This window comes from Streptomyces sp. NPDC058375 (assembly GCF_042723425.1).
In the GTDB taxonomy this organism is placed as follows: domain Bacteria; phylum Actinomycetota; class Actinomycetes; order Streptomycetales; family Streptomycetaceae; genus Streptomyces; species Streptomyces durocortorensis.
Genome location: NZ_JBHXJG010000195.1, coordinates 1 through 14340, shown reverse-complemented (window position 1 = coordinate 14340; position 14340 = coordinate 1). Strand labels below are relative to the sequence as shown.

The window sequence follows — 14340 nt, the reverse complement described above, 5'->3', positions numbered from 1 at the left end:
CCCCGGACCTTTCGGTCCGGGGCCTTCTTCGTGTTCCGCGGTCGTTACGACCAGCTGGTGCCGGTCAGCACCTCGAACGCCTCGATGTACTTGGCGCGGGTCGCGTCCACGATCTCCTGCGGCAGCGCCGGGGGCGGCTGTTCGCTCTTGCGGTCCCAGCCGGAGGCGGGCGAGGTCAGCCAGTCGCGGACGAACTGCTTGTCGTAGCTGGGCTGCGCGCGGCCGGGCTCCCAGGTGGCGGCGGGCCAGAAGCGCGAGGAGTCCGGGGTCAGCACCTCGTCGGCGATGATCAGCCGCTCGGTCCCGTCCTCGGTGGTCTCGAAGCCGAACTCGAACTTGGTGTCGGCCAGGATGATCCCGCGCTCGTGCGCGATGTCCCGGGCCCGGCGGTAGACGTCGAGCGTCGTGCGCCGTAGATCGGCGGCCGTCTCCACACCGACCGAGCGGGCGACGTGCTCGTAGCTGACGTTCTCGTCGTGGTCGCCGACGGCCGCCTTGGTGGCCGGGGTGAAGATCGGCCCGGGCAGCTCGGACCCGTTGACCAGGCCCTCGGGGAGCCCGATGCCGCAGACCGTACGGGTGGCCTCGTACTCGACGAGCCCGGAGCCGGTCAGATAGCCACGGGCCACGCACTCGACCTCGACCATGCGCAGGCTCTTGCAGATGAGGGTGCGGCCCGCCCAGTCGGCCGGGGCGCCCGGGGGCAGCTCGGTGGAGATGACGTGGTTGGGCACCAGGTCGGCGAGCTGGTCGAACCACCAGAGCGAGAGCCGGGTGAGGACGCGGCCCTTGTCGGGGATCTCGGTCGGCAGGACCCAGTCGTACGCGGAGATACGGTCGCTGGCGACCATGACGAGGTCGCCCGCCTCGTTCCGGTACAGGTCACGCACCTTGCCGGTGTGCAGGTGGGTGAGGCCCGGAACCTGCACGGGCTCGGGCTTTTCTACAAAACCGGACACGGTGCCTCCGCGTAGATTGATCCAGGAGCGGTTCCGATTGTCCCGTATCCGCGGGGCGGTCCTTGCCCGGGGCCCGGCCGACCGGCTTCGCGTCTCACAGGCGACGTCAGTCCCGCTTGCAGATCCGGTCGAGGAGGTTGGCGGTGGCCCGCTGGATCCGGCGGTCGGTGTGGCCCGGACGGTCCAGGGCCGGGGACCAGGCGAAAGTGCCGGAGGCGAAGACGAGCGCGCCGGAGGGGGCCTGGTAGAGCGAGGTCTCCTGGTGGCGGGTGGCGCCCTCGGAGTCCTCGTACGGGGAGTGGGCGAGCAGGATCCGGTTGTCGTGCTCGGGCAGGCTGGTGCGCGGGAAGTAGCGGTCGGCCTCGCCGGCGACCAGGCCCGGGATCTCGTCGCCGTCGACCGCGCCCGTGGAGTCCCAGAGCCAGTGCTCGGCGTTGCGCACGACCAGCGGGTGGGGCTCGGGCACCCGGCCCGCGTACTGGATGCCCAGGAGCTGCTGCTCGGGCCGGTCCACCTCGCGCCACAGGGCGGACTTCCCGGGCCCCCGGCGTTTGCGGCAGGTCAGCAGCCGGTCGGGCTCGTTGGATGCGGAGGGGGCGAGGCCCACCTGCCAGTACATGGTGTTGGCGGAGAGGAAGACGAGCGAGGTGCCGGAGTCCCGGGCCCGCTCGGCGGCCCGGCGCATGGGCAGCGACCAGTATTCGTCGTGGCCGGGGAAGACCAGGCCCCGGTAGCGGCTGGGGTCGACGCGGCCCGCGTGCAGGTCGCGGGCGTCGGCGTAGGCGAGGTCGTAGCCGTACCGCTCGGCCCAGCGGATGAAGTCGTACGCGTGCCCCACGTGCAGCGGCAGGCCGGCCCCGGCGTACGGGCGGTCGAAGGAGATCGTGACGGCGGCGTCCTCCTCGCCGAGCAGCCGCCCCCGCTCGTCCCACGCGTGGTAGAGGCTGGCGCCGGTGCGGCCGTCCTCCGGGTAGAGGTTGTACGCCTGCCAGGTGATGTCGGGCAGCAGGAGCAGCAGGTCGGCGGGGTGGTCGTGGCGGACCGTGAAGGGGATGTGCGAGCGGTAGCCGTCGGCGGTGGTCAGGACGGCCACGTACGCGCCGACCGACCAGTAGCTCGGGATCTGGAGCCGCCAGGACATCCACCAGTGGTGGCAGGAGACGGTCCGGTCGGCGGCGAGCGGGGGCGGCTGGACGATGCCGGAGAGCCGCGGGCTCGTGGTGATCTTGGACGCGCCGTCGCCGCCGTAATGACCGATCCGGTAGACGTCGACGGAGAACTGCTGGGGCGGATCCACGGTGATGTGGAAGTCGATGGCCTCGCCGGGGGCCGCCGCGCCGGGCGAGACGAAGCCCTTGATCTGGCGGTGCACGTCGTCGGCGGTACGGGTGCCGCCGCCGGTGGAGCGGGCGAGGTCGGCGTACCAGGGGACGACCTGGCCGGTGTCGTCGAAGTAGTTCTCACTGCCGCGCAGCCAGGGCAGCGGGCCCTGGCCGAAGGGGTCGCTCACCGCGTGCGCGAGGGCGCCCGACTCCCACCGGCGAATCTGCTCCGCCCCCATGCCGCGCCCCTCCCTCGGATCCCCCGGACAACTCGGGGGAGCCCCCGGACAACTCTGGTGCGCCGGATGTCAGCGCCGATCCCCAGCACATCACATAACGCACGCAGCCCGTCACCCTTCGTCGCGAATTGACGGGAACGGAACCATTCCTTCCGAACGGTGGGCTCCGGAGTCCGGACGCCGGAGTCCCGACGTCGCGCTCCGGGCCGCAGCCCGTGCCGGTAGGCCTGTCCGGTACGCGCCGGGCCGGTAGGCCTGTCCAGTACGCCGTGCCGGCAGGCCTGTCCGGTGCGCCGTGCCGGTAGGGCGGTCCGGTGCGCCGGTCCGTACGCCGGTCACACCAGCCGGACCGGCTTGTCGGAGCGCACCCCCACTTCGGCGAGCCAGGACAGCAGCGGGTCCGGATCGCCGTCCTCGACGAGGCAGAGGACCGGGGTCGCGAGGTCCGCTCGCCGTTCGCCGCCGACGAGCAGCGCGGGGCCGTCCAGCCAGTCCAGGCCGGGGGCCGCGCCCGCCGTGTCCACGGCCGCGCAGCAGACCATGGCAGCGACGTGGTCGGCGAGCAGCTCGGTGCCCGTACGCGGTGGCTGGAGCGGGAAGAGGGGCAGCGGGCCCGGGCCCCAGAGGTCGAGCGGGTCGTCGGCCGGGCCGCCCCCCGCGCCTCCGTGGCCTTGGACTTGGACTTGGACTTGGCCGCTGGCGTGCGGCGGGGTTTCGGCCTCCTCGCGGGCGACCGCGGCGCCGATGCCCGCCGCGAGCGCCTCGCCCGGGCCGCCGGGACCGCCGGGTCCGGACAGGTGCTCCATGACCCGGGCCAGGGTCGGGACGGCCGGGTCGGCGGCGGAGGCGCGGGGGACGCCCAGGGTGTCCAGGACCCGGTGCAGCCGGGCCGCCTCGCTGCGCCACTTCCGGTCGACGACCTCGTCGGGATACTGCTGCCAGTCCACCGGCGCCCAGCCCGGACCGCTCTCGGCGGGGCCGCCGTGGAAGAGCCGGGCGGCGAGCAGGGACGCGGCCTCGTCGGCCACCCCGGGCTCCTCCAGCAGGTCGCACGCGGGCCGCTCGTCCAGGCGCAGGGCGAAGCCGTCGGCCAGCCGGTCCCGGCGGGAGAGCTCGGTGAGCGCGGAGACGACCCCGGCGTCCAGCCGGGAGGGCCAGCGGCCCATCCGCCAGGCGGGCAGCGCCACCCGGGTCAGCAGCCGGTCCCAGCCGGCGTAGGCGAGGCCGACCTGCTCCTGGGCGGCGATGCGCAGCCCGTAGTCGACCGTCTGGGCCCGCATGGACGCGGCGGCCGCCACACAGCGCTCCATCTCGGCGGCATGGCCCCGGCAGGCGCGGAGCAGCAGCCGTGCGACCCAGCCGGCGAAGGCGAGCGGTGCCCCGCGCACCGGGCCCCGGCCGGGGGCGGCGGCATCGGCGATCGCGGCGTCCAGACCGCGGACGAAGCGGCGGGCGGCGGCTATGTCGGGATGCGCGGACGGGCCGGTGCCCGCCACCACGGGGGCGAGGACCGCGCGTAGCTCGGCGACCCGCATCCACCACAGGAACGGCGAGCCGATGACCAGGACGGGGGCGGTGTCCCCGGCATCCACCGAGGCCGCCGGGCCCCGCCGGAGCGCGCGGTGCGTCCGGTCCTCCAGCCAGCTGTCGCAGTCCGGGGTCAGCGCCACGGCCGAGGGCGCGGGCACGTCGAGCCGGTCGGCCAGGTCCCTGACCAGGCGGTAGAGGTCGGGGGCCCCTGCCTCCGGCACGGGGACGGTCGGGCTCATGGCGGGCCGCGCGCGGGCCACGGAGACGGCGACCAGGACGGTCACCAGCAGCACGACGACCGCGACCCCGAGGACCGTCCAGCGCACGGCGTCCCAGGCCGGACCGGCCAGATGCCCCTGCGCGTCCGCCGCGAACAGCACGACGGCGACGGCCGCGGGCAGGATCGCCACGGCCAGTGCCCTGCCGCGGATCCGCAGCAGGGAGAGCGCTCGGGCCTGTGCGGCCCGCGCACCCAGCTCCTCACCCACATCGATACCGGACACGGCCGGACGTCACCCCCTCTGCCCTCATCGCGGCCCTCTTGGCCCTCGCGGCGGTGTTGCTCACTCCCCCACTGTGGCACCCGCCACCGACATCGCAATGCCGGTGGGCCAAGTGCCGGAACGCTTGCGCCGCACCCTAGTTGGGGGTCCGGCGGCCGTCATCCGGATAGCCCAGTCGTCACCCGATGGAATGGCTTTGGGTAAAGCTGCTGACGTGTCCGCGCCCATGGGCAAGCGACCGGAGACCCGGGCCCGCCGGGGCACGCGGACACGCGAAAGCCCCTCGCGCCGGCCACGTACACCGGTGGCGTACGGGGCGGGCGCAAGGGGCTGCGGGGCTGCGGGGCTGGCCTTCGTACGGGCGGGCGGTCAGCGCCGGGAGGCCCCGAGGGCGAGCCGTACAGGGGAGTCAGCCCTGGGAGGCCTTGAGGGCGATGTCCGTACGGTGCTGGGAGCCGTCCAGGCGGATCCGGCCGAGCGCGGTGTAGGCGCGCTCACGGGCAGCCGTGAGGTCCTTGCCGGTCGCGGTCACCGAGAGCACCCGGCCGCCCGCGCTGAGCACCGCGTCGCCCTCGGCGCGGGTTCCGGCGTGCAGGACGTACGCGTCGGGTCCATCCTGCGCCGCGACGTCGGCGAGCCCGTCGATCGGGTCGCCGGTGCGCGGGGTGCCCGGGTAGTTGTGCGAGGCGATGACCACGGTGACCGCGGCGTCGTCGCGCCAGTTCAGCGGCGGGAGGACGTCGAGGGTGCCGTTGGCGGAGGCGAGCAGGACACCGGCCAGCGGGGTCTGCAGCCGGGCCAGGACCACCTGGGTCTCCGGGTCGCCGAAGCGGGCGTTGAACTCGATGACCCGGACGCCGCGCGAGGTGATCGCGAGGCCCGCGTAGAGCAGCCCGGAGAAGGGCGTGCCCCGGCGGCGCAGCTCGTCGACGGTCGGCTGGAGGACGGTTTCGAGGACCTCGTCGACCAGCTTGGGGTCCGCCCACGGGAGCGGGGAGTAGGCGCCCATGCCGCCGGTGTTCGGGCCCTCGTCGCCGTCCAGGGCGCGCTTGAAGTCCTGGGCGGGCTGGAGCGGCACGACGGTGGTGCCGTCGGTGATCGCGAAGAGGCTGACCTCGGGGCCGTCGAGGAACTCCTCGATGACCACGCGGTCGCAGGAGAGCGCGTGGGCGCGGGCGACGTCCACGTCCTCGGTGACGACGACGCCCTTGCCGGCCGCGAGGCCGTCGTCCTTGACGACGTACGGGGTGCCGAAGGCGTCGAGGGCCTCGTCGATCTCGGCGGGGGTGGTGCAGACGTAGCTGCGGGCGGTGGGAACCCCGGCGCCGGCCATGACGTCCTTGGCGAACGCCTTGGAGCCTTCCAGCTGCGCGGCTTCGCCGGAGGGGCCGAAGCAGGGGATGCCGGCCGCGCGCACGGCGTCGGCGACCCCGGCGACGAGCGGCGCCTCCGGGCCGACGACCACCAGCCCGGCGCCCAGCTCGGCCGCGAGGCGCGCGACGGCGTCACCGTCGAGCGCGTCGACCGGGTGCAGTTCGGCCACCTCTGCGATGCCGGCGTTGCCGGGGGCGCAGTACAGAGCGGTGACATCGGGGTCGAGGGACAGAGAGCGGCACAGGGCGTGTTCGCGGGCGCCGCCGCCGATGACGAGGACCTTCACGGGGTGCAGCCTAGCCGCCGGCCGCGGAAAGCCCCGACGGCCACCGGTCCGTGGACGGGCCCACCACGGCCCGACTCCTGCCTCGCTGCCCGGCCGGCAGACCCACCGCTCGACCCCGCCGGCTCACTGCTCGTTGGTGAACTCCTCGACGACCGTGGCGCCCAGCTCGCGGACGATCAGCTCGTGGCCGGAGAGGGCGGAGTCGACGAGATCCGGATCGTCGGCCTCCGCGGTGTCGTCCTCGGGGGCCACGGACCACGACGGCTCCGCCCCGTACGAACTGTGGGAGGCCTCGGGGGCGGGCGCGGCCTCCCGGCCCTGCGGCGGCGCTGAGGGAGGCGGCTGAGGGGCCGACGGCGCGTGCTGCTGCCCCTGCGGCGGGGGCGCGGGCTGCTGCGGGGCCGAGTGCTGGGGCCGGGGCTCGTACGCGACCGGGGCGGCGGGGGCTGCCGGGGGGGGCTGGTACTGCGGGGCGGGACGTCCGCCGCCTCCACCGGACTGCGGGGGCATCCCGCCGCCACCGGAGGGATCGATGACCGCTTCGATGCGCCACTGGGCGTTGACGCGTTCGGCGAGGACCTGCTTGAGGATCTCCTCGCTGCCGCTGCTGGCGAAGTTGTCGCGGGCGCCCGCGTTGAGGAAGCCGAGCTGGAGCGTCGTGCCGTCGAACCCGGCGACCTGGGCGTTCTGGCTGAGCAGGATCCAGGTGAAGCGCCGGCGGCTCTTGACCGCCTCCAGGATGTCGGGCCACATGTTCCGCACCTGAGCGGCGCCCTGGGCCATGCTCTGCCCGCCCTCGGGCGCGGTCGGCCCGACGGGGGCCGCCGGGGCCTGGGCGACCGGGGACGAGGGCGGCGGGGTGGCGGCGGGGGCCGGGCCGCTGCCGGGGGCGGACGCGGTGGGCCAGCCACCGGGTCGACGGGCCTGCTCCCCGGCCCCGGCTCCCGCGGCGGCGGGCCAGGAACCGGGCCGCTGGCCGGGCTCGGGGGCGGGCGCCACGGGGGCCTGCGGCGCGGGCTCTGCGTAGGCGGCGGGGGCGGGCGTCGCTGCGGGCGGTGCGTAAGCAGCGGGCGCGGCCGGGGGCGCCTCGCCCCGTACGGCGGCACGAGCCGCGTCCGGACCGGCGGGGGCCACGGGGGCGTGGGCCTCAGGCCCGGGTACGTACCCCATCGGCGCCGCGGCAGCAGGCGGGGCGGCGAACGAGGCGGCAGCGGCGGCCGAGGCCCCGCGCTCCAGCCGGTCGAGCCGGGCCTGGAGCGACCGCTCGTCGTCGTAGGCGGCGGGCAGCAGGACCCGGGCGCAGATCAGCTCCACCTGGAGGCGCGGCGAGGTGGCGCCGCGCATCTCGGTGAGCCCGTCGTTGACGAGGTCGGCGGCGCGGCTCAGCTCGGCGGCGCCGAAGACGGAGGCCTGGGCCTGCATGCGTTCGACGACATCGGCGGGCGCGTCGATGAGCCCCTTCTCCCCCGCGTCCGGCACGGCGGCGAGGATCACCAGATCCCGCAGCCGCTCCAGGAGATCGGCCACGAACCGACGCGGATCGTTGCCGCCCTCGATGACGCGGTCGACGACCTCGAAGGCGGCGGCCCCGTCGCCGGCGGCGAAAGCGTCGACGATCGAGTCGAGCAGCGAGCCGTCCGTGTACCCGAGGAGCGAGGTGGCCATGGCGTACGTCACACCGTCGTCGCCCGCACCGGCCAGCAGCTGGTCCATGACGGACATCGAGTCACGCACGGACCCGGCCCCGGCGCGCACGACGAGCGGGAGGACACCGTCCTCGACGGGGCTGTTCTCCCGGCCGCACACATCGGCGAGATAGCTGCGCAGGGTGCCCGGGGGCACCAGCCGGAAGGGATAGTGGTGCGTACGCGACCGGATCGTCCCGATGACCTTCTCGGGCTCGGTCGTCGCGAAGATGAACTTGAGGTGCTCCGGCGGCTCCTCGACCACCTTCAGCAGGGCGTTGAAGCCCGCCGGGGTGACCATGTGCGCCTCGTCGATGATGTAGATCTTGTAACGACTGGAGGCGGGCCCGAAGAACGCCTTCTCGCGCAGATCACGGGCGTCGTCCACACCACCGTGCGAAGCGGCGTCGATCTCGATGACGTCGATGGATCCCGGCCCGTTGCGTGCGAGGTCCTGGCAGGACTGGCACTCTCCGCACGGCGTGGGCGTGGGGCCCTGCTCACAGTTCAGACAGCGGGCGAGGATGCGCGCGCTGGTCGTCTTTCCACAACCACGCGGCCCGCTGAACAGGTACGCGTGATTGACCCGGTTGTTCCGCAGGGCCTGCTGGAGCGGGTCAGTGACATGCTCCTGACCGATGACCTCGGCGAACGACTCGGGGCGGTAGCGGCGGTACAGCGCAAGGGACGACACACCTACGAGGTTATCGGGGCCGACTGACAACCGGCCCCACACGGCTCACGCGAGGGCTCCCGCCGCAGCTCGGGCCGCGGAAACACCGCCCCACGGCTCAACGCCACCGGAACGCAAAGGGCCCCCCACGCACCCGCCAGAGCCAACCTACCCTTGCTGCCTTCCGGCCCTGGGGGAGTTCAGTCAGATAGCGCCACGTGAGGGGCTGACGCCCACCTTAGCCGATCCCCACCCCCTCCGGTCCACCCGCCCGCCCCCACGAACGACCTGCGGACCCTCTCCGGACGATCTCCGGGGATCGTGTTCGCGAGCACCCTCCAACGTCTTGTATTGTTTGCGGCGGAGGATTCGCCTAGTGGCCTAGGGCGCACGCTTGGAAAGCGTGTTGGGGGCAACCCCTCACGAGTTCGAATCTCGTATCCTCCGCCATTGCTCTCACGGGCAATACGTTGAAGGGCCCCACCGCTTGCGGTGGGGCCCTTCGGCGTTCGTAGTCTCAACTGCAGTCTCGACGAGACTCTTCGGAGCCCTCCGCGCGGCTGTTGTCATGGCGGCCCGGTACCAGCACGTGACGGGCGGCATTCGCGCCGGCGTCGCCCAGCGGTCGGAGGCCTCATCTGGGAAGTCGCCGACGAGCCTGTCCGCCAGTTCGACACACAAGGTCGCGAAAAATGCGGACCTCGCCGCACAGGAACGTGCTGAAGACTGCCCCGACGTGACGTAGACCCGCCCACGACGACAACGGAGCACCCATGCAGAGCGGCCGGGCCCCCACATCCCACGCGCCTCTCTCGCGTCGACAGCTCTTCGGCCTTTCCGCCGGGGCCCTTCTGACTGCCGGGTGCACCGGCAGCGCGGACCGCGACGACCAAGGGAACGACACCTCGGGCAAGCCGGAGAGCACCGAGTCCGCAAAGCCCCACGCCTCCGTCCCGGACGGCGCCCTCGGCGCGAACTTCAACGAGGATCCCACCTATGTGGACAAGGCGGCCCTGGACGGCCTGGGCACCGGCTGGGTGCGCGGCTTCACCGTGTTGGACCGCGTCAAGGAGGGCATGGCCGCAGAGCGTCTGCGGGCGGTCGACTCGCTCCTGAACCTGCACGGGCAGGGCTTCGGCACCATCCTGGCGCTGAAGTTCCAGTTCAGGAAAGAGGGCCGGACGGTCCCGGCCCCGGGGAGCAGGGAGATGCGGGCCGAACTGGCGGCCGTGGACAAGGTGCTTGAGGCCGTGCTGGACAAGGTGGAGATCCTCACCCTTGGCAACGAACCCTTCCTGGAAACCCGTCCGCAGGAGAGGCGGACCAGACTCAACGCCTTCTACCAGGCAGTCACGAAGCACGTCGTCGACTACCGGGACGAGCACTTCCGCGAAGGGTGCCGTACCCGGCTGTACATGGGCGCCCTCAACCACCTGGACGACCCCGCGATGCTCTCGGATGCCACCGAGGAGTGGATCGACTTCGTCAACCGGACCTCGCAGCTCGACGGACTGGACATGCACCCGCACGTCACCTCGGCCGGGGCCGCCCAGAAGTACCTGGACTACGTCCTGCCCCGGCTCGACGGCGGCAAGAAGTTCCTCGTCACCGAGTTCTCCCTGGTCAACCACTACCAGCGGCAGATGCCGAAGCCGCTGTCCACCCCATTCGTCACCGCCCACGGCAAAGAACTCGGCCTCGGCCGAGACACCCGGGTGTGGCAGTTCCTCAAGGCCGCCGCCGAACGCCCGCTCACCGAGGAGCAGTGGCGGGACTTCCTGCGGATGAGCCCGTGGTTCGAGGACCACAAGCACTTCATGCGGGATCAGGTGACCGCGTACCGGGAGACGGGCCGCCTGGCCGTGGCCACCTACGGAGTGGTGCAAGGGAAGGCATCCGTGCGGGACCTCACCGAGAAGACGAAACCCTGGATGCTCAACAGCCTCTACGTTCCCCGCACCGTCCGTCACGCACGAAGCGCCCCACTCCCGCGTACCTACGCTCTCTCCGACGACTTCGCGGCACTGCAACGCGAACAGGACCGCCTTCCGAAGCACTGATCTGGCTCGTGAGGACACCAAGGGACCTTCGTGGTCGTCGACAGCCCTCGGAACACTGCGCGGAGCCCTGTGCCGCACGGGTACTCGCGCACGGGTACTCGGGCTGGGCGTTGCCCGCCCCGGCCCCACCCCGTTTTCACGTGGCTGCCGCGCGAGTCGCACGCTTCCGGGCACCGTCCGTCCTCCACGTGCCGCACAAGCCCGTACCAGCCGGCGGGCGGTGTCGTCCCGTATCTACCGCGGTCACCGTGCCGGCCCTCGGCGTCGTCTTCGAGCCGCCGCACGCTGACGTGCCTCGGTCGGGCTCTGCCGCCCGCCTAGCCCGACTGCACCGAGGGCGAGGGTGTCCTCGCGGAGGGCTCGGTCACCCGGGCCTCGAAACACTCCCGCTCGCCGTCGGCCGACGCCGGCCGGAAGCAGGCCCGGACGGAGCCGCCGACGGTGGCCTCGGTCATCCCGGTGTAGACGAAGGTCGCCGCGTCCTCCGCGTTCCTGATGCGCACGCTGTGGGTCGGGCCGTCTGCCGTGACGTCCACCCGGTCGCCGATCTCGGTCCCCCAGGTCCGTACCCAGCTCGCCCCGCACTTCCTACTGTGCCGCAGTTCGACGTGGGCGCCGGTGGCGGTGCGGAGCGTGGCGAGGGTGTCGGGGCCGATGCCACAGATCAAGCGCATCGGATCCCGCCCTTCGCAGGCGGCCCCATGGCACAGCGGAGCGAAGGAGAAGGGGACGGAGGCGGGCGACGATTCGTCCCTGGGCGCCTCGGAGTCCGGCAGCAGGAAGAGCAGCACGACGGCGACACCACCGACGATCACGCTGTAGGCCGATGCCAGCAGCATCAGGAGCCTGCCCCGTCCAAGGCGTCGTCGAGGCCCTTCGGTTGTGGCGGCCTCCACGGGCTGCGGCGGCGGACCTTCTGTCGCAGAGGGAGAAGCGGGCTGGGGGGTGGCCACCGAGCGACCGCTCCAGCGCGACTCGGCGATCTCCCAGAGGGCCAGCAACCGCCCCTGCGGTTGGTCCGCGAGACGGCACAGTTCCTGTACGGCCTGGCGCGGAGGCAGGGCCCTGCCGTTGAGGTAGCGCTCCCACGAGGACTTGCTGTACGCCGTCCGCTCCGCCAGTGCGGCCAGGCTCAGCCCCGCGCCGGCCCGCAGTTCCCGCAACTCCGCGATCAGCCGGGTATGTTCCGGGGTCACGTCGGATCTGCCTCCCGCAGGGCGTTCCAGGTCGGCGGGTCGACGACTCCGTTCACGATCAGCCCGTTCCTCTTCTGCATGTGCTCAACCGCTCGTCGGGTCTTCGGGCCGAAAACACCGTCGATGTCCCCCGGAACGGTACCCGCCCGGCGCAGCAGACACTGGGCCTCGGCCACTTCGAGGCCCACCTGGGTGTTGGAGAGGAGCACGTCCGCGGTCGGGCTCAGCCCCGCGTGCCAGCGCCCCTCGCGTTTCTCCAGACGGCAGGTGTAGATAACCGGGACCAGAGTCTCCGACACGGTGGCCGGCGCGGTCGCGACGGTGGCATCGCGCTGGTGGGCGAGCTGGGTACGGGCCTCGGTGAGCCGCACAGCCAGCAGGAGGGCTGCAGAGGCGGACAGGACGGTGACCACCGCCGCCGCGGCGAGCGCGGCGCGCAGATGGCGCCCGTACGGCTGCCGCTCCCCCGGGACCTGTGCCGGGGCCGCGGGCGGGCTCTCGGGCGCCCGGGCGGCGGGCCGCCGTCCCTCCGGCCGGCGTTCGGCGGCGATCTCGTGCAGCGCCAGCAGGCGGACCGGATCCTCGCCGCAGACCCGGGACATCGCCGCGACGGCCTCCTGCGGCGGCAGGGACCTACCGTTCAGGTACCTCTGCCACGACTTCGCGCTGTATCCGGTCCGCGCGGCCAGTTGCCGCGCGCTGAGTCCGCTGCGGTCCTTCAGCCCGCGCAGCCGGACGATCAGCTGACGGGCGGGCGGGGGCAGTTCCGCGGGCAGTTCCTTCCAGCGGGGCACGCTTTTCCCATCACGTTCCGGACCGCAGGCGCGGCCTCCATACGTCGGTCTCATTCTGCATCAGCTGTCACGGACGACACAGAGGAAGTCTGTGCGCCGGCCTGGCGGGCCTCCGCCCGGGTGCGGAACCGGCCGTCCCTCCGGCTCCGTGGATCCCGCCGCGGGGACTTGGCGGTCGGCATCACCGCAGGCCGGAAGGCGGGACGCCCCGGGACGGGGCCACTTCCGCGGCAGCTGTGGCCGACCGCCGCGCCGCTCCCGCATGCTCGGTGCAGAACCGGCCGGATGCGGTCGGCTCCCGACGAGGAGGGCGTCTCCGACACCAGCACGAGGAGGAGCCGCCTGGGTGTGTCGCTGGGCACGCCAGACCTGAGGCGGATTCTGCATGCCTTGCGAAATTGAGAGACATCCACGAACTCCGGTGGCATCGACGGCGACTACGGCACCGGCACAGTCGAGGCGGTGAAGTGGCTGCAGATCAACAGGCTCAACCTCGACGGCAGCGCGGACGGTGCCTACGGCCCCCAGACGCGAGGGAAGATGCGGTGGCCGCACTACTACGACCGTGGTGCGCTGAACTCCTGCAGCAACCCGTCCACGCTCTGACCCGACCGGCCGAGCAGTATTCGGCGACGTTGCCGGACTGCCCGAAGTCCCCTGTCGACCCGGCGGATTCGCAGGCTGTGGCGAGGGACGACATCACCGCGAGGGCCTGGCCGGAGAGGCGGCTGCCGGGGAGGGAAAACCCCTGCGCCGCCGTACCACACCGCCTCAGTCTCGAACCAAGTGAAAGCTCAAGGCTGCCATATCCATATGAGGCAGCCTCCATATCAGCGAGGAAACAGTGCACAAGCGACGGGTAGTATCTGCGGCCTCTCTGGCCGTCATGGGTTTCGCACTTTCGGCCTGCAACGGCGACGACGGCGAGCCGGCCGCGAAGGAATCTCCGTCGGCGTCCGCTTCCGCGTCGGCCCCGGCCTCGTCCGAACCGAGCAGCGAGAGCCCGGCCGACGGCGGCGACGGCACCGGCGACGGCGGTGCCGCTCCGGCCGAGGGTGACGTCACCGCGCCGGGCACGGAGCTCAAGGTCGGCGACCGGGCAGTCCTGCCGTTCGCGTACACGAGCGACAAGAAGGGCACCATCGCCGTGACCGTCACGGCCATCGAGAAGGGCGCCGAGGCCGACATGGCCGCCTTCGGTGACAGGGCGAAGGGCATGACGCCCTACTTCATCAAGATGAAGGTCGAGAACGTCGGCGGCACCGACCTGTCGTACGCGTCGCTGAAGTTGGACGGTGTGCTGGAAGGCGGCGCGGGCACGGGCGTCATCTTGATGGGCGACATCCCGGGCAAGTGCGACCGGGAGGCCGCACCCCGCGAGTTCACCACGAAGGGAGCGTCGTACGAGACCTGCTCGCTCAGTGCCACGAAGACCGCGCCCGTCACCGGCGCCGAGTTCGACGAGGGCGACACGTACAGCGACAGCCCGGTCGTCTGGGCCAACTGAGTCAAGGTTCTCCCCGTGCCGTAGCCGGAGGGTGGCACCAGCGAGGTGATCACCGCGTACCGATTCCCCACCACACCACCGGGTTCCAGTTCAGAACGGCCGCGAGTCCGTCCGGACCCTCGCGCGAACCGCTGGAAAGCGTGTTGGGGCCGAGCGCGGGCCCAGGCACGAACCCGCGATGCGCAGCGCCAGCGGCAGCCCGCCGCACAGCT

General features: G+C 72.5%; 10 protein-coding genes, 1 tRNA gene and 1 other RNA gene. 4 read left to right on the top strand and 8 right to left on the bottom strand.

Annotated elements, in window-relative coordinates; all coding sequences use genetic code 11:
* Positions 1 to 44: 44 nt before the first annotated feature.
* From ACFWM7_RS25870 to ffs, 6 genes are all read right to left on the bottom strand, one after another.
* Positions 45 to 959 (bottom strand): phosphoribosylaminoimidazolesuccinocarboxamide synthase, encoded by a 915-nt coding sequence (locus tag ACFWM7_RS25870; RefSeq protein ID WP_383264585.1) that lies wholly within the window; start codon positions 957 to 959, stop codon positions 45 to 47.
* Positions 960 to 1065: 106 nt separating this feature from the next.
* A complete protein-coding gene (locus tag ACFWM7_RS25865) occupies positions 1066 to 2520 on the bottom strand; it encodes a N,N-dimethylformamidase beta subunit family domain-containing protein (RefSeq protein ID WP_383264582.1) in 1455 nt (484 codons plus the stop codon).
* A 335-nt stretch (positions 2521 to 2855) separates the two neighbouring features.
* Complete coding sequence (locus ACFWM7_RS25860; RefSeq protein ID WP_383264579.1) at positions 2856 to 4553, bottom strand: hypothetical protein; 1698 nt, start codon at positions 4551 to 4553, stop codon at positions 2856 to 2858.
* 409 nt (positions 4554 to 4962) lie between these two features.
* Positions 4963 to 6213, bottom strand: a complete 1251-nt coding sequence (gene purD, locus ACFWM7_RS25855; RefSeq protein WP_383264577.1) for a phosphoribosylamine--glycine ligase — start codon at positions 6211 to 6213, stop codon at positions 4963 to 4965.
* Between the two features lie 123 nt (positions 6214 to 6336).
* Positions 6337 to 8592 carry a DNA polymerase III subunit gamma and tau gene (locus ACFWM7_RS25850; protein ID WP_383264574.1) on the bottom strand — a complete coding sequence of 752 codons (2256 nt, stop codon included), beginning with the start codon at positions 8590 to 8592 and terminating at the stop codon, positions 6337 to 6339.
* Between the two features lie 114 nt (positions 8593 to 8706).
* Positions 8707 to 8801: signal recognition particle sRNA small type (gene ffs, locus ACFWM7_RS25845), an RNA gene on the bottom strand.
* A 132-nt stretch (positions 8802 to 8933) separates the two neighbouring features.
* Between ffs and ACFWM7_RS25840 the strand changes: the two genes are divergently transcribed.
* Positions 8934 to 9021: transfer RNA gene (locus tag ACFWM7_RS25840), tRNA-Ser, on the top strand.
* 323 nt (positions 9022 to 9344) lie between these two features.
* Positions 9345 to 10631, top strand: coding sequence for a hypothetical protein (locus tag ACFWM7_RS25835; protein ID WP_383264571.1), 1287 nt, complete (start codon positions 9345 to 9347; stop codon positions 10629 to 10631).
* Positions 10632 to 10948: 317 nt separating this feature from the next.
* Here ACFWM7_RS25835 and ACFWM7_RS25830 read toward each other — a convergent pair whose 3' ends face one another.
* Positions 10949 to 11827: a helix-turn-helix domain-containing protein gene (locus ACFWM7_RS25830; protein WP_383264569.1), complete on the bottom strand. Its 879-nt coding sequence runs from the start codon at positions 11825 to 11827 to the stop codon at positions 10949 to 10951.
* Positions 11824 to 12621 (bottom strand): peptidoglycan-binding protein, encoded by a 798-nt coding sequence (locus ACFWM7_RS25825; RefSeq protein WP_383264566.1) that lies wholly within the window; start codon positions 12619 to 12621, stop codon positions 11824 to 11826. The genes ACFWM7_RS25830 and ACFWM7_RS25825 overlap by 4 nt, the downstream gene beginning before the upstream one ends.
* 426 nt (positions 12622 to 13047) lie before the next feature.
* On the opposite strand from ACFWM7_RS25825, the gene ACFWM7_RS25820 reads away from it, so the two are divergent.
* The gene (locus ACFWM7_RS25820; RefSeq protein ID WP_383264588.1) at positions 13048 to 13227 is read left to right on the top strand and encodes a peptidoglycan-binding protein; all 180 of its coding nucleotides are present in this window, start codon (positions 13048 to 13050) and stop codon (positions 13225 to 13227) included.
* 280 nt (positions 13228 to 13507) lie between these two features.
* Entirely contained in the window at positions 13508 to 14128 is a 621-nt protein-coding gene (locus tag ACFWM7_RS25815; protein WP_383264563.1) for a hypothetical protein, read from the top strand.
* Positions 14129 to 14340 lie beyond the last annotated feature (212 nt).

Coding starts and splice junctions, on each gene's coding strand:
- ACFWM7_RS25865 (WP_383264582.1), bottom strand. CDS start 2,520: ATGGGGGCGGAGCAGATTCGCCGGTGGGAGTCGGGCGCCCTCGCGCAC.
- ACFWM7_RS25835 (WP_383264571.1), top strand. CDS start 9,345: ATGCAGAGCGGCCGGGCCCCCACATCCCACGCGCCTCTCTCGCGTCGA.
- ACFWM7_RS25815 (WP_383264563.1), top strand. CDS start 13,508: ATGGGTTTCGCACTTTCGGCCTGCAACGGCGACGACGGCGAGCCGGCC.